This window comes from Pseudomonas sp. EU05-FHT14B02, assembly GCF_058791055.1.
Genome location: NZ_JBYTDD010000038.1, coordinates 17,737 through 31,891, shown reverse-complemented (window position 1 = coordinate 31,891; position 14,155 = coordinate 17,737). Strand labels below are relative to the sequence as shown.

The window sequence follows — 14,155 nt, the reverse complement described above, 5'->3', positions numbered from 1 at the left end:
AACGTTTCAAGCCAGTAGGACTACAAGCAAAGCACTCAATGACGGGCTCGAGGCCGATTCAATCTCGGCACAACCACCCTAAGCCAGCAACCAGCACTACATGCTACAAGAAGTCAAAACCGGGTACAAAACCGGGTACAAAGAATAACGAAAACAACCAGAATGCCTAAGCTCAAACGCTCAAGCATCAGACTTACCGCATAACGTGTAAGTCAAAAAATTGTCTTTCCCGCACGTCAACTCTATGTTTCAAATGCATTAGCCCTGAAACCCGCACGCCACTTGAGTATGCACGCATAGCACAATTCTATAGGTATTGCAACACATTCCTTTAGGGCTTCAGATCACTTGCTGCAACTGCGGCACGACCTCGAACAAGTCACCCACTAGACCGTAATCCGCCACCTGAAAAATCGGCGCCTCTTCGTCCTTGTTGATTGCCACGATGACCTTGGAGTCTTTCATCCCGGCCAGGTGCTGGATGGCACCGCTGATGCCGACGGCGATGTACAGCTGCGGCGCGACGATCTTGCCGGTCTGGCCAACCTGCATGTCGTTGGGCACGAAACCGGCGTCGACCGCAGCGCGCGAAGCACCGACGGCGGCGCCGAGCTTGTCGGCCAGGGCATACAGGTGCTTGAAGTTGTCGCCGTTCTGCATGCCGCGACCGCCGGAGACGACGATCTTGGCCGCGGTCAGTTCCGGACGATCGGACTTGGCCAGCGCCTCAAAGACGAAGGCCGAGATGCCGGCGTCGCCGCCAACGGCCACGGCTTCCACGACAGCACTGCCGCCTTCGCCGGCCACCGGATCGAAACCGGTGGCACGCACGGTGATCACCTTCACCGCCGCCGAAGACTGCACGGTGGCGATGGCGTTACCGGCGTAGATCGGCCGCTTGAAAGTGTCGGCGCTTTCCACGGCGATGATTTCGGAGATCTGGTCGACGTCCAGCTGGGCGGCGACGCGCGGCAGGATGTTCTTGCCGTTGCTGGTGGCGGCGGCGAGGATGTGGCTGTAACCCTTGCCCCCTGCTTCTTGAACAAGAGCAGCTACCAGCGGCGCAACGTTTTCCGGCAGCTGATGGGCGAAGGCGGCGTTGTCGGCCACCAGCACCTTGGCCACGCCGGCGAGCTTGGCAGCCGCTTCGGCGGCGGCGCCACAGGCGGCACCGGCAACCAGGAGGTGGATGTCGCCACCGATCTTCTGCGCAGCGGCCACGGTGTTGAGAGTGGCCGGCGCCAGGGCGGCATTGGTGTGTTCAGCGATAACCAGGATAGTCATTTAGATTACCTTCGCCTCGTTCTTCAGTTTCTCGACCAGTTCCGCCACCGACTTGACCTTGATGCCGGCCTGGCGGGCAGCCGGCGCTTCGACTTTCAGGGTCTTCACGGTGGACGCGGTGGCAACGCCCAGGGCGTCCGGGGTGAGCACCTCCAGCGGCTTCTTCTTGGCCTTCATGATGTTCGGCAAGGAGGCGTAGCGCGGCTCGTTCAGACGCAGGTCGGTGGTGACGATCGCCGGCAGGTTCAACGCCACGGTCTGCAGGCCGCCGTCGATCTCGCGGGTCACGTTGACCTTGTCGCCCGCCACTTCGACCTTGGAGGCGAAGGTGCCTTGGCCGAAGCCGGTCAGCGCGCCGAGCATCTGGCCGGTCTGGTTGTTGTCGCTGTCGATGGCCTGCTTGCCGAGGATCACCAGCTGCGGCTGCTCCTTGTCGACCACGGCCTTGAGCAGCTTGGCCACGGCCAGGGAGTTCAGCTCGTCAGCACCCTCTTCCTTGACAGCCTCGACCAGGATGGCGCGGTCGGCACCGAGGGCCAAAGCAGTACGCAGCTGCTCTTGCGCCGCCGTCGGGCCGATCGACACCACGACGATTTCACTGGCAACGCCCTTCTCTTTCAGGCGTACGGCTTCTTCCACGGCGATTTCGCAGAAGGGGTTCATCGACATCTTAACGTTGGCGAGATCGACGCCGCTGTTGTCCGCCTTGACGCGAACCTTGACGTTGTAATCGACCACACGCTTGATCGCTACGAGGACTTTCATAAAGGCTCCATGGGAAAAATTGCCCCGGCAAGCTGGCTGGCCGGGGCATGGCAGGTTCAGCGTTCACCAAGCTGTTCGATGATGCCTTGTGCCTTCAACTCGGCCAGGCGCTCATCATCGAGACCCAACTGGCGCTTGAGCACCTCATCGGTATGCTCACCCAGCATCGGCGCGGGGCGCAGGTACTCGACCGGTGTGCGAGACAACTTGATCGGACTGCCGACCGTGACGAAGTCGGCTTTCAAGGGATGGGGAATGTTGACCAGCATGTTGCGCGCCAGTATCTGTGGTTCGTCCAGCGCCTGGGCAATGCTGTTGATGGCCCCTACCGGTACGCCCTGCGGGTGAATGCGCCCTACCCACTCATCGGCGAGCCCTCCGAGAAAGTGACGCGACAGGATGGCAACGATCTCCTCGCGGTTGCTGACTCGGTCGGCGTTGCGCGCGAAACGCGGATCTTTCGGCAGCTCTGGCAGGCCGATGGCGTCGCACAGTGCGACGAACTGTGAGTCGTTGCCGCAGGCAATGATGAAGTCGCGATCACTGGCGCGAAACACCTGGTACGGCACAATGTTGGCGTGGGCGTTGCCATAACGCCCGGGCGGCTTGCCGGAAGCCAGATAGTTCTGGCTCTGGTTGCACAGTGTGGCGACCTGAACATCCAGCAACGCCATATCGATATGTTGACCAAGCCCGGTCTTTTCTCGGCTGAGCAGCGCAGCTTGGATAGCCACCGTCGAGTACAGGCCGGTCATCAGGTCCGCGAAGGCAACGCCTACCTTTTGCGGGCCGCCACCGGGCAGATCGTCGCGCTCGCCGGTGATGCTCATCATTCCACCCATACCCTGAATGATGAAGTCGTAACCCGGTTCTGCGGCGCGCGGCCCGGTCTGGCCGAAACCCGTCACCGAGCAATACACCAGGCGTGGATTGAGCGCAGCGAGGCTAGCGTAATCCAGCCCGTACTTGGCCAAGGAACCGGCCTTGTAGTTCTCGATCAGTACGTCGCAACTGGTAGCCAGGGCCCGCACCATTTCCTGCCCCTCGGGGCTGGCGATGTTTAGCGCCACCGACAACTTGCCGCGATTGGTGGACTGGTAATAAGAAGCCTCGCCGGTGGACTCGGCGTTCTGCCCCTTCATCCATGGCGGCCCCCAGCCACGGGTGTCATCACCCGCGCCCGGCCGTTCGATTTTGATCACTTCGGCACCCAGATCGGCCAGAGTTTGGCCGCACCAGGGACCAGCCAGAATGCGGCTCAAGTCGAGCACGCGATACCCAGTCAAAGCACCCATTTCATTTCACCTTTGCTTGCGCGCACTTACACACGCTCCATCACCATGGCGAGGCCTTGGCCCACGCCGATGCATAGGCTCACCACAGCGTAGCGTTTGCCGCTCTGTTGCAGCGCGCGAGCGGTGCTCAGGGCCAGGCGCGCACCGGATGCACCTAATGGGTGGCCGACGGCGATGGCGCCACCGTGTGGGTTTACCCGCGGGTCGTTGAACGCAACACCCAGACCTTTCAGGCAGCCCAGCACCTGGCTGGCGAACGCTTCGTTGATCTCGATAATGTCCATATCCGCCAGGCTGAGCTGCGCGCGAGCCAATGCCTTATGAATAGCCTCCACCGGGCCGACGCCCATAATGCGCGGGGCCACACCCACGGCGGCGGCCGACAGAATGCGCGCCATCGGAACCAAGCCGTGCCGTTCGCCCGCCGCGGCCGAGCCAATCAGCAATGCCGCCGCGCCATCGTTGACGCCTGATGCGTTGCCGGCGGTAACCACACCACCTTCGGAGAGAGGATTCAGGCGAGCCAAAGCGATCAGGTCCGATTGCGGGCGCGGGTGCTCGTCCTGCTCCACCACATTGGGTGGCGTCTTGCGCCCGGTGGGCACGCTGACCGCGAGCAGTTCTTCCTGAAAGAAACCTGCGCTACGTGCGGCTTCATAACGGGCCTGAGAGCCGGCAGCAAAGACGTCGGCCTCAGCACGGGAGATGCCGTACTCCTGAGCCACGTTATCGCCCGTTTGCGGCATGCTGTCGTTGCCAAACTCGGCGACGATCTTCGGGTTGGGAAAACGGGCGCCAATGGTACTGTCGAACACCGTCAGTTCGCGGCTATAGGCCGCTTCTGCTTTAGCCATGACAAAGGGTGCACGGGACATACTCTCCACCCCGCCGGCGACAAACAGTTCGCCTTCGTTACAGGTCACTGCGCGGGCGGCATCGATCACCGCCGCCAGACCACTGGCGCACAGGCGGTTAACTGTCTGCCCAGGTACGGTCACGGGCAAGCCTGCAAGCAGTGCGGCGTGACGCGCGATGTTGCGGCTGTCCTCCCCTGCCTGGTTGGTATTGCCCAGAATCACGTCCTCGATGGCTTCGCCAGGGATGGCGTGGCGAGCGAGCAATTCGTGGATCACATGGGCGGCGAGGTCGTCTGGGCGTACCGAAGCGAGTGCGCCGCCGTGGCGGCCAAATGGCGTGCGCAGTCCCGCGAAGATGTAGGCGTCGAGCATGGGAAAATCCTAGCGTTGAGGTTCAGTCGGGAGTGGTTCGTTGTGACGCAATGAAAGGCCCAAGGCGGCCCGTCGCCGCAGCCAGGGACCCGGCCGATAACGGGGATCGCCCGTCAGTTCGGTCATGCGTTCAAGAGTGGTGAGCAAACGCTTGGGCCCGACACTATCGCCCCAGGCCAGCGGACCTTGCGGATAACCAAGACCACGGCGCACGCCTTCATCCAGGTCATCGACACTGGCGATACGCTGCTGAACGATATCGCCCGCCAGGTTGACGATCATGGCCAGTACCCTTTGGGCCACAAAGCCGACACTGTCATTGATCACACTGACGCCCACGCCATCGCGGCCCAACAGCGCATGGGCGGCATCGCGCATGTCGGCATGGGTAGCGGGATTTAGCATCAGCGTGCGGTAGCGGGCGATATCCAGCAGCGGGTCGATGCACACCGTGCGCTCAGGATCGGTGCCAAACAGGCCGACGGCGCCGGTGGCATCCAGACCGTAAGGTGCCAGCAAACACAGGGCCTCGCTGCTTGGGACCGTGCCCTCTTCGACCCGCGCGCCCACCTGCTGAAGAAGCTCGGTGAAACGTGCACGATCCTCGGGGTTTTCAGTGCCAAGCCAAACCGGCGGAAATGCTTCCAGCGCAGGTACTGCCTGTGCGGCGGGTGGATCGATCATCTGGCCGTCGGCGTATCGGTAAAACCCACGCCCGACCTTGCGCCCGACGTAGCCGGCATCCAGCATCTGGCGTGTTAGCGCTGCAGGCCGATACCGCGGTTCCTGGTAGAACTGGTTGTAGATCGACTCAATGACTGGATGGGAAACATCAAGAGCCGTCAGATCAAACAGCTCCAAGGGCCCCATGCGAAAACCCAGACCCTCGCGCAGGATACGGTCTACCTCGGCGGGTTCGGCTACGCCTTCCTTGAGAATTTGCAAAGCCTCAGTGCTATATGCACGGCCGGCGTGATTGATGATGAACCCTGGTGTGTCCTTCGCCCGAATACCCCTATGCCCCATGCGGGCAGCCAGGGCTCGGAGGCTGTCGCCTACCTGCGGGTCAGTCGCCAGACCATCGATGACTTCCACCACTTTCATCAGCGGCACAGGGTTAAAAAAATGAAAGCCAGCGATGCGTTGGGGAAGTCGGCAATTGCGAGCAATGCTGGTGACGGAGAGCGATGAGGTGTTGGTAGCCAGAATGCAGTCATCGGCAACCACGGCTTCCAACTCGGCGAGCAAGCCCTGCTTGGCGTCGAGGCGCTCGATAATGGCTTCCACTACCAGGTCGACGTCGCTCAGTTCCGTAAGGGCGCTCGCCACTTGCACGCGGGAGAGCGTGGCCAGCGCATCGGCGTTGGCAATCTTGCCTTTGTCGACCAGCTTGTCCAACGTGCCTTTCAAGCTTTCGCGGGCGCCCTGCGCAGCGCCTTCGCGACTATCAAACAGCGTGACGCGAATGCCCGCCTGAGCGGCGATCTGAGCAATACCTGTACCCATGACTCCGGCGCCAACAACCGCCATCCGGTTAATTTCACGTGTCATCGCTCATTCTCCTGAGAAGATCGCTTTGCGTTTTTCCAGGAAGGCTTGAGCGCCCTCTTTCTGGTCGCTCGAATCGAATAGCAATTGGAAGGCCTTGCGCTCCAACACCAGCGCGCTCTCCAGCGGCAGGTCAGCACCGGCCAGCATCACTTCTTTGATCTGCGCGACGGCTAGCGGCGGCAAGGCGGCGATTTCAGTGGCCAGCTCTAGTGCACGGACAATGGTCTGCTCGTCGCCCACCACTTCACTCAGCATGCCCATGGCCAAGGCTTGCTGGGCCGAGACCAAGCACCCGGTAAGGGCAATGCGCATTGCCTGGAACTTGCCGACCGCGCGGATCAGACGCTGAGTACCGCCGGCGCCCGGCATCAGGCCGAGTTTGACTTCTGGCTGGCCAAAGCGCGCCGACTCGCCGGCGACGATGATGTCGCAGTGCATGGCCAGCTCACAGCCGCCGCCAAGGGCGAAACCATTCACTGCAGCGATGACCGGCTTGGGGCAGCGGGAGATGGCTTCCCACAGCAGCTCGGTATGGCGCAGGTACATTTCAATCGGGCGCGCTTGGGCAAACTCGCGGATATCGGCTCCGGCCACAAAACAGGTGTCACCGCCGGTAAGTACAATCGCCCGCACCTGCCCATTGCGAGCCAGTGCCCGAAAGTGCTCGGCGAGTTGTTCACGCACCGCGCTATTGAGCGCGTTCTTGGCTTCTGGCCGGTCGATGCGTACGACGGCAACGCCGTCTTCTCGAATTTCCAGGTTCACTACAGATTCAGGTTCGTGACTCATACCCACCTCTAAACACGTTTCGCTATACGAAATTGCATTTCGTATTTACGAGATATCATAGGTAGGGTCGCGAATTCATGTAAATCAGAAATCTGAACTATTTTATTATTTCTTTATTAATCAATATATTATCTATCTAAAAATGAGCGTTTTGCATTTCATCTCGGCTCAAATATAATTTCGCCTGACGAAACGTACTTTTATTTGCTTGCAATTTCCAAAAATGAGGTTCTACCATGGCACGCAACAAAGCGGATCAGCAGAAGGCTGAGAGCAGCACTGGAGCGGATGAAATCGCTTTACTGAAGATGGGCATGCTCGACCCGGCCAGTGCGTCGAGTGAGGACGAAACCAGCGGCCAGTTCGTGACTGCGCTGGCACGTGGGCTGGAGCTGATGCGGTGCTTTACCCCGCGCGACAACGTGCTGGGCAATCAGGAACTGGCGCGGATGACCGGGCTACCCAAGCCGACCGTGACGCGCTTGACCAACACCCTGATGCGCCTTGGCTGCCTCAAGCGTGAGGTGCACTCGGGCAAGTACCAGCTGGATGTCGGTGTGCTGGGGTTCGGCTACGCCATGCTGTCGAATCTGTCGATTCGCTCGGTGGCGCACCCGCTGATGGAAGAGCTGGCCAATCACGCTCAAGCCGCAGTGGCAATGGCGGCCCGGGATCGCCTGCAGATGGTTTACCTGGACGTCGTTCAGGGCCAAGGCAATACCACGATGCGGCGGCAGATCGGCAGCTACTTGCCACTGGCGCAAAGCTCGGCGGGACGCGCATGCCTGGCGGCGATGCCAGAGAGCGAGCGAGAGTTTCTCCTCGACCACATGCGCCAACGCGAAGCAGCACAGTGGCCGGTGATCCGCAAGGGCCTGGATCGCGCGTTTCGCGATTACACCGATTACGGCTTTTGCCTATCGATCGGCGAGTGGCACCGCGACGTCAACTCAGTCGCCGTGCCGCTGTTACACCCGCAGTTCGGGTTACTGACCTTCAACTGCGGTGGACCGAGCTTCCAGCTTCCACGGGACAAGCTCACTGACGATATCGGGCCTCGCCTGATCAACATGGTTAACAACATCGGCGCCGCCGCTCGGTAACCCTTCAGGGTGACGGTGCACCGTACTACATCGGCCCACTTCCGGGCCCAGAGGAGCGCACATGATCCGTGATACCGAAACCCTGCAGATTCTGCTGGATTCTCTTCGCCAGTTCGTCGGTGAGGTACTGATTCCTCGGGAAAACGAGGTGGCTGAAACGGATGCGATCCCTAAGGACATCGTCGATCAGATGCGCGAGATGGGCCTGTTCGGGTTAACGATTCCGGAAGCCTATGGCGGCCTGGGCGTGACTATGGAGGAAGAGGTAAACATCGCCTTCGAGTTGGGTCGCACCTCACCGGCTTTCCGTTCCTACATCGGCACCAACAACGGCATTGGCTCAATCGGCATTTTGCTTGACGGTACAGAGGAGCAGCGCAACCAGTACCTGCCGCAACTGGCAAGCGGCGAGCTGCTCAGCTCGTTCTGCCTGACCGAGCCAGATGCCGGCTCCGATGCGGGCTCGTTGAAAACCAATGCTGTGCGTGACGCTGACAGCTACATCCTCAACGGTACCAAACGTTACATCACCAACGCGCCACACGCGGGCATTTACACGGTGATGGCCCGTACCAACCCGGAAATCAAAGGCGCCTCCGGTATCAGCGCCTTTATCGTTGAGCGCGGCACACCCGGCGTGTCGCTGGGCAAGACGGACCACAAGATGGGCCACAAAGGCGCCCATACCTGCGACGTGATCTTTGAAAATGCGCGAGTGCCCGCCAGCCAGTTGATAGGCGGCGTCGAAGGCGTTGGTTTCAAGACCGCGATGAAGGTGCTGGATAAGGGCCGCCTGCATATCGCTGCACTGAGTGTCGGCGCAGCCGAACGCATGCTGGACGATGCCCTGCACTATGCGCTGGACCGCAAACAGTTCGGCCAGCCCATCGCGGAGTTCCAACTGATCCAGGCGATGCTGGCTGATAGCAAAGCCGAAATCTACGCGGCCCGCTGCATGGTGCTGGATGCCGCGCGCAAGCGCGACGAGGGCAAGAACGTCAGTACCGAAGCCTCCTGCGCGAAGATGTTCTCCACCGAGATGTGCGGTCGTGTCGCCGACCGCTGCGTGCAGATCCACGGTGGCGCCGGCTACGTCAGCGAGTACGCCATTGAGCGCTTCTACCGTGACGTGCGGCTGTTCCGTATCTACGAAGGCACCACACAGATTCAGCAGGTGGTTATCGCCCGTAACATGATCCGCGAAGCGCAGCGGTGACACGGCACCTGCTCTGACACCAGTTGGGCTCCAGTCGCGCCGAGACTCAATAGCGCCACATCCTGGCTTCAAGGTAGTTGTTCGACATGAGTGCGTGTTCCACTGGTGTGGTCCCGAAAGCCTCAGCCTGCGAGCTTCCCGTCAACCTACCCCCAGATGAACTGCGGGGTAGCTGCACGAAACTGGAATTCCAACTACGCCACAGTAGGTCGCACAGCACAGTGCAGGCGCTGCCAGCGGCAACGATGAGGCTATAGGGAAAAGTCGAGCTGGCAATACCAGCAAGATTCACCTGGCGGTGGACGCCCACGGCTTGCCCATCGAGTTTGAAATCACAGGTGGCCAAATCAATGACTGCACTCAGGCACCCGCGTTGATTTCCAAGCTCCCGGCGGCAGAAACCATCGTCGCGGATAAGGGCTATGACAGCGAGAGAATCCGGGAGCAGGTTGAGCTACAAGGGGCCAAGGCCGTGATCCCGAGAAAGCGTAACTCCGTGAAAGGCAACGCGGATCTGGACAGAGGTCTTTACCGCAATCGGCACCTGGTGGAAAACGCCTTTGCCCGGCTGAAGCATTACCGGGCGGTGGCATCTCGATTCGACAAGCTCAAGAGAAATTACGAGAGCGTGGTGGCCATGGCCTGTGCCTTCCTATGGCTACCCATGTGAAATGGCAACAGCCCCTAGCGGTACTTAGCAACTGTTGATCGCCGGTGCGCCGGTAAATGGCGGGCTGATTGGAGAAATAATTTCTACATATAGGCGATTTACAGCGTGTTTATCGCCTTCTGTATCTCTCCTATTCTCTCTCGACTGCTCTGCTGCATTGATTGGCTGAGCCCGGACTGACCGCATGGTTAGCCCTAATCGCGCTAAACCCAACCTGAATAGAGGATCACTCCATGCCCGTTGTACGAGTCAGCTGGTTCGAAGGAAAAGACCACGCCGCGAAGGAAGCTGTCGCTGCAGAAATCACCCAGAGCATCGTGAAAAACACCGGTACCGATGCCAATTACATCTACGTCATTTTTGAAGACGTGGCGCCATCGGATTGGGCCGGTGCAGGCAAGCTGTTCGGCGACGATCCGAAGAAGACCTAAGGTCATTCGGCGTTAATGGCCAGTGGGCTGCAAGGAGTGTTACATCTTCTTTGCAGCCCGGGCTTGGCTCTTTTGTGCTGGGTAGCCGGACTCCCAGTCGACCTGCTCAAACTGTTCGACCAGAAAATTGATAAATGCCCGCACCTTGGATGCCAGGTGTTTGCGGGTTGGGTAGACGGCATAAATACCCAGTTCTACCGAGCGATACTCCGGTAGCAACTCCACCAGATCACCCCGCCGAAGATCCTCACTTACCATAAAGCTTGGCTGCAGCAAAATGCCGCCAGCAGTCAACGCAATAGATCGGCATGTATCACCGTTATTGCAGCGAATGACCGAACGCGTGTTGACCTTATGCTCGCCATCGGGCCCGGTAAAACTCCATTCGTTCCCACTGGAAAAGTTGCTATAGGCAATCACCCGGTGCTCGGCCAGGTCTTGCGGCACTTCTACTGGTGCATGGCTTTTGATGTAGCTCGGGGCTGCACACAGGCGCATCCGCGTGCTGGCAAACCGGCGCCCCACCAGTGAAGAGCTTTCCAACCGGGCGATGCGCACCGCGACGTCATACCCCTCCTCCACCAAATCGACCTGGCGATCGTTCAGGCTGATATCCAGCTCAATCTTCGGGTTTTGCTCCAAAAAGGCAGTCCACAGCGGCGCCAGGTGCAACACACCAAAACTCACCGGCGCATTGACCCGCAGCACGCCGGCAGGCTCATGGTTGCCCGAAGAAACAGCGCTTTCCGCCTCCCCCATCAACGCCAGCACTTCCCGCGCTTGCTGGTAGAAAACCCGTCCTTCTTCGGTCAGTGATAAGCGTCGCGTGGTGCGTTGCAGCAGGCGTACGCCCAGGCGTTCCTCCAGCGCATTTACATGCCTGGAAACGGCGGCCTTGGACATTTCCAGCGCATCGACGGCACCGACAAAGCTGCCCTTGTCGACCACGGCGCAAAACACCTGCATCTCCAACGCGCGATCCATTATTGCCTCACTTATCGGAACTATAAGTCACATTAAATCATGTTTATCTCGTAAATCGAATCTTTAAACTGGATCCCATCACACACAGCACGAGGCAAAAGACATGAACATTACCCTTATCGGTACCGGCAACATGGGCTCGGCTTTCGCTCAACAGTTGTCCCAGTTTGGACACCATGTTCGTATCACCGGCCGTGATCTGGACAAGGCGCACGCCCTCGCCGCGCAGCATCAAAACGTCGAAGCATTCGCCGCTGATCAGGCCCTTGGCCAGAACGAAGTGGTGATCGTCGCCACTGCTTACCAGGACGCCTTAACCGCGCTGAAAAGTCTGGGCAGTCTCGAAGGCAAAGTGGTCATCGACATCACCAACCCGCTGACAGCCGACTACATGGGTCTGACCATCGGCCACAGCACCAGTGCAGCGGAGGAAATCGCCAAGGCGCTGCCAGGTGTGGAGCTGGTCAAGGGCTTCAACACCCTGTTCGCCCAAGTGCTGGCCAGCGGTCCCACATTTGCCAACGAGCAGCAAGGCAGCGTGTTCCTGGCCAGCGATAGCGCACGAGCCAAACAAACCGCCGTTGCTCTTGCGCAAAGCCTGGGTTGGAAAACCGTGGATGCCGGCGGTTTGGTAAACGCGCGTTATCTGGAAGCGTTGGCCGGGTTGAACATCTACCTCGGCTATGGCGCAGGGCTCGGCACGCAGATCGCGCCGGTCTGGCTCAATCGTTAATTCCCACTTACCCAATGCCTGGCGCCACGGCCGAAACAGCTGTGGCCCCGGGCAACCCACACTCCCCGTATTGGAAAACACCCATGACCGCCGCTAGCCGCACCCTCCCCTATGCCGCCCTGGTACTACGCCTAATCCTTGGCGTGATGTTTCTCGCTCATGGCCTGACCAAGCTGCTGGTGTTCACCCCGGCCGGCACAGCAGGTTTCTTTGAGTCCGTTGGCTTCTCCGGCTTTCTTGCCTATCCGGTCATTGCCTTTGAAGTGGTCGGCGGCCTGTTCCTGATCCTTGGTGTACTCGCTCGCTGGGTAGCGGCCCTAGCCACCGTGCAACTGCTGGTGGCAGCAAGCGTGCACTTCGGTAATGGCTGGAGCTTCACCAACGCCAATGGTGGCTGGGAATACCCGGTCTTTCTGGCATTCACTGCACTGGCCTTGGCGCTGCTGGATGACGGAGCCTTCGCCTTGAAACGTTCAGCACGTAACTAACCGCTCGCTGCTTTCGGCCAGGTTGCCTTTGCCGGGTTCTCGCCAAACTTGGCAAGGGTAAAATCCAGAAAGCTTTTCAGCCTTGGTGTCATGCCCCGGTCCGGCGTACGCAGCACATGAAAGGGTCGAGTGGGCATGGGATATCGAGGCAGTTGGACGATCTATCCGCTTGGCTTTCAAGTCTTAAATAAACAAGGTAATCCCCCGGCTTAGCCGAGGGACTCCTTGAGGTTGACCGTGTGATGCGGTCATCAGGAACCTTCTATCTCGACCAAGAGATAGGGGTACCCAATGAGAGATTACCAAAGCCTTGCTCACACGAAGTGGGACTGTAAGTACCACGTTGTATTCATCCCGAAGAGGCGTAAGAAGGCGATCTTCGGAGCGATCCGCAAGCACCTGGGGGGAGGTGCTACATGAGTTGGCGAGGCAGCGTGAGTGCCGGATCGTGGAGGGTCACTTGATGCCAGAGCCGAGCCCGAACGATAATTTCAAGATGGAGCCGGACTAATGCGACGCGTCGTTCAGCCGACGCGTATCCGGACTTTCAATCCGTAATTCACTAACCCACCGACTTCAGTCGGTGGTTGTTTAGTGCTACCACCGGCGTAGACGAACTGATGATTGATGCGCGCATCTACGACCCGACGGCGCGTTGCCGTTCGTATCAACTGGCAGCGGAATCGATTGGAGATCTGCTCACTCACTGACAGCGTGCGCGCCGGTGACCTTCAGGTCACCCGTGCGGAACACACGTGCCAGGTAGTCAAGGGTTCAGAGGATATCGTCCACCACGCCGCCATCGACCCGCAGCGCAGCGCCGCTGGTGGCTGACGCCTGGGTGGAGCAGATATAGACGACCATATTGGCGACCTCATCGACCGTGGCCGCACGTTGAATCAACGAGGTGGGACGGTGGGTCATGACGAATTCGGCAGCGACGGCCTCCAAGGATTTGCCGGAGCGGGCAGACTCTCCTTTGAGCAGCTCAGCCAAGCCATCAGACAGTGTCGGGCCTGGCAGCACGCTGTTAACGGTTACGCCGCTGCCGGCCACACGTTTGGCCAAGCCACGCGACAACGCCAGTTGCGCCGTCTTGGTTACGCCGTAATGAACCATATCGGCCGGGATATTTCGGGCTGACTCCGAGGAGATAAACACCACCCTACCCCAACCTCGTTGGACCATGGCTGGAACCAACGCGCGGCTCAGGCGAACACCGGACATTACGTTAGTTTGCCAATAGTCTTCCCAGCAGTCGTCATCGGCCTCGAAGAAATCGGCCAAACCATAGATGCCGGCGTTGTTGACCAGAATGTCGATGGTGGGAAGCGCAGCTGTAAGAACGCCAACGCCGTCGGCATTGCCCAGATCAGCCGCGACTCCGCTGAAGGTGGCCTGCGGTACCGCTTCGCTCAAACGTGCCAGGGCTTTTTCGACCGAGCTGTCACTCCGCCCGTTGATGATCACGATAGCGCCGGTGAGCGCCAGGCCATGGGCAATGGCGAAGCCGATGCCGCCTGTGGAGGCAGTAACCAAAGCGGTCTTGCCGGCAAGATTGATGTGCATGCGTATTGACCCTCTAGCGCCAGGTAGTACCCGGCAGGTTAGATCGGT

12 protein-coding genes and 3 pseudogenes are annotated in these 14,155 nt (G+C 59.6%); 7 read left to right on the top strand and 8 right to left on the bottom strand.

Annotated features, from left to right (window positions below; genetic code table 11):
* Positions 1 to 339: 339 nt before the first annotated feature.
* Genes AC3WTM_RS27025 through AC3WTM_RS27000 form a run of 6 tightly spaced genes read right to left on the bottom strand, consistent with a single transcriptional unit; the run spans position 340 to position 6,913 of the window.
* Positions 340 to 1,284, bottom strand: coding sequence for an electron transfer flavoprotein subunit alpha/FixB family protein (locus AC3WTM_RS27025; RefSeq protein WP_023662939.1), 945 nt, complete (start codon positions 1,282 to 1,284; stop codon positions 340 to 342).
* A complete protein-coding gene (locus AC3WTM_RS27020; RefSeq protein ID WP_023048095.1) occupies positions 1,285 to 2,049 on the bottom strand; it encodes an electron transfer flavoprotein subunit beta/FixA family protein in 765 nt (254 codons plus the stop codon). It lies immediately after the preceding gene.
* Between the two features lie 56 nt (positions 2,050 to 2,105).
* Positions 2,106 to 3,344: a CaiB/BaiF CoA transferase family protein gene (locus AC3WTM_RS27015; protein WP_023048094.1), complete on the bottom strand. Its 1,239-nt coding sequence runs from the start codon at positions 3,342 to 3,344 to the stop codon at positions 2,106 to 2,108.
* A gap of 26 nt (positions 3,345 to 3,370) precedes the next feature.
* The gene (locus tag AC3WTM_RS27010) at positions 3,371 to 4,573 is read right to left on the bottom strand and encodes a 3-oxoadipyl-CoA thiolase (RefSeq protein WP_023048093.1); all 1,203 of its coding nucleotides are present in this window, start codon (positions 4,571 to 4,573) and stop codon (positions 3,371 to 3,373) included.
* A 9-nt stretch (positions 4,574 to 4,582) separates the two neighbouring features.
* Positions 4,583 to 6,124 (bottom strand): 3-hydroxyacyl-CoA dehydrogenase, encoded by a 1,542-nt coding sequence (locus tag AC3WTM_RS27005; RefSeq protein WP_023048092.1) that lies wholly within the window; start codon positions 6,122 to 6,124, stop codon positions 4,583 to 4,585.
* 3 nt (positions 6,125 to 6,127) lie between these two features.
* The gene (locus AC3WTM_RS27000) at positions 6,128 to 6,913 is read right to left on the bottom strand and encodes an enoyl-CoA hydratase (RefSeq protein WP_023628973.1); all 786 of its coding nucleotides are present in this window, start codon (positions 6,911 to 6,913) and stop codon (positions 6,128 to 6,130) included.
* Positions 6,914 to 7,149: 236 nt separating this feature from the next.
* On the opposite strand from AC3WTM_RS27000, the gene AC3WTM_RS26995 reads away from it, so the two are divergent.
* From AC3WTM_RS26995 to AC3WTM_RS26980, 4 genes and pseudogenes are all read left to right on the top strand, one after another.
* Complete coding sequence (locus tag AC3WTM_RS26995) at positions 7,150 to 8,016, top strand: IclR family transcriptional regulator (RefSeq protein ID WP_023048090.1); 867 nt, start codon at positions 7,150 to 7,152, stop codon at positions 8,014 to 8,016.
* A 61-nt stretch (positions 8,017 to 8,077) separates the two neighbouring features.
* Positions 8,078 to 9,232 carry an acyl-CoA dehydrogenase family protein gene (locus AC3WTM_RS26990; protein WP_023048089.1) on the top strand — a complete coding sequence of 385 codons (1,155 nt, stop codon included), beginning with the start codon at positions 8,078 to 8,080 and terminating at the stop codon, positions 9,230 to 9,232.
* A 214-nt stretch (positions 9,233 to 9,446) separates the two neighbouring features.
* Positions 9,447 to 9,902, top strand: a pseudogene (locus tag AC3WTM_RS26985) (IS5 family transposase); the annotation flags it as partial.
* Between the two features lie 233 nt (positions 9,903 to 10,135).
* The gene (locus tag AC3WTM_RS26980) at positions 10,136 to 10,333 is read left to right on the top strand and encodes a tautomerase family protein (RefSeq protein WP_023048087.1); all 198 of its coding nucleotides are present in this window, start codon (positions 10,136 to 10,138) and stop codon (positions 10,331 to 10,333) included.
* A gap of 39 nt (positions 10,334 to 10,372) precedes the next feature.
* Here the strand turns inward: AC3WTM_RS26980 and AC3WTM_RS26975 are convergent, their stop codons facing one another.
* Complete coding sequence (locus AC3WTM_RS26975; protein WP_023048086.1) at positions 10,373 to 11,317, bottom strand: LysR family transcriptional regulator; 945 nt, start codon at positions 11,315 to 11,317, stop codon at positions 10,373 to 10,375.
* Positions 11,318 to 11,405: 88 nt separating this feature from the next.
* Between AC3WTM_RS26975 and AC3WTM_RS26970 the strand changes: the two are divergent.
* The 3 genes and pseudogenes from AC3WTM_RS26970 to AC3WTM_RS26960 form a co-directional block, all read left to right on the top strand.
* Positions 11,406 to 12,050 (top strand): annotated as a pseudogene (locus AC3WTM_RS26970) (NADPH-dependent F420 reductase); the annotation flags it as partial.
* A gap of 83 nt (positions 12,051 to 12,133) precedes the next feature.
* Positions 12,134 to 12,538, top strand: coding sequence for a DoxX family protein (locus tag AC3WTM_RS26965; RefSeq protein ID WP_023048084.1), 405 nt, complete (start codon positions 12,134 to 12,136; stop codon positions 12,536 to 12,538).
* A gap of 291 nt (positions 12,539 to 12,829) precedes the next feature.
* Positions 12,830 to 13,004, top strand: a pseudogene (locus tag AC3WTM_RS26960) (transposase); the annotation flags it as partial.
* A gap of 308 nt (positions 13,005 to 13,312) precedes the next feature.
* On the opposite strand, the gene AC3WTM_RS26955 reads toward AC3WTM_RS26960, so the two are convergent.
* Positions 13,313 to 14,107, bottom strand: coding sequence for an SDR family NAD(P)-dependent oxidoreductase (locus tag AC3WTM_RS26955; RefSeq protein ID WP_023628975.1), 795 nt, complete (start codon positions 14,105 to 14,107; stop codon positions 13,313 to 13,315).
* Positions 14,108 to 14,155: the final 48 nt, after the last annotated feature.

Excerpts from the sequence above, each read along its gene's own strand:
- AC3WTM_RS27025 (WP_023662939.1), bottom strand. The coding sequence starts at position 1,284 with ATGACTATCCTGGTTATCGCTGAACACACCAATGCCGCCCTGGCGCCG.
- AC3WTM_RS27020 (WP_023048095.1), bottom strand. The coding sequence starts at position 2,049 with ATGAAAGTCCTCGTAGCGATCAAGCGTGTGGTCGATTACAACGTCAAG.
- AC3WTM_RS27015 (WP_023048094.1), bottom strand. The coding sequence starts at position 3,344 with ATGGGTGCTTTGACTGGGTATCGCGTGCTCGACTTGAGCCGCATTCTG.
- AC3WTM_RS27010 (WP_023048093.1), bottom strand. The coding sequence starts at position 4,573 with ATGCTCGACGCCTACATCTTCGCGGGACTGCGCACGCCATTTGGCCGC.
- AC3WTM_RS27005 (WP_023048092.1), bottom strand. The coding sequence starts at position 6,124 with ATGACACGTGAAATTAACCGGATGGCGGTTGTTGGCGCCGGAGTCATG.
- AC3WTM_RS27000 (WP_023628973.1), bottom strand. The coding sequence starts at position 6,913 with ATGAGTCACGAACCTGAATCTGTAGTGAACCTGGAAATTCGAGAAGAC.
- AC3WTM_RS26995 (WP_023048090.1), top strand. The coding sequence starts at position 7,150 with ATGGCACGCAACAAAGCGGATCAGCAGAAGGCTGAGAGCAGCACTGGA.
- AC3WTM_RS26990 (WP_023048089.1), top strand. The coding sequence starts at position 8,078 with ATGATCCGTGATACCGAAACCCTGCAGATTCTGCTGGATTCTCTTCGC.
- AC3WTM_RS26980 (WP_023048087.1), top strand. The coding sequence starts at position 10,136 with ATGCCCGTTGTACGAGTCAGCTGGTTCGAAGGAAAAGACCACGCCGCG.
- AC3WTM_RS26975 (WP_023048086.1), bottom strand. The coding sequence starts at position 11,317 with ATGGATCGCGCGTTGGAGATGCAGGTGTTTTGCGCCGTGGTCGACAAG.
- AC3WTM_RS26965 (WP_023048084.1), top strand. The coding sequence starts at position 12,134 with ATGACCGCCGCTAGCCGCACCCTCCCCTATGCCGCCCTGGTACTACGC.
- AC3WTM_RS26955 (WP_023628975.1), bottom strand. The coding sequence starts at position 14,107 with ATGCACATCAATCTTGCCGGCAAGACCGCTTTGGTTACTGCCTCCACA.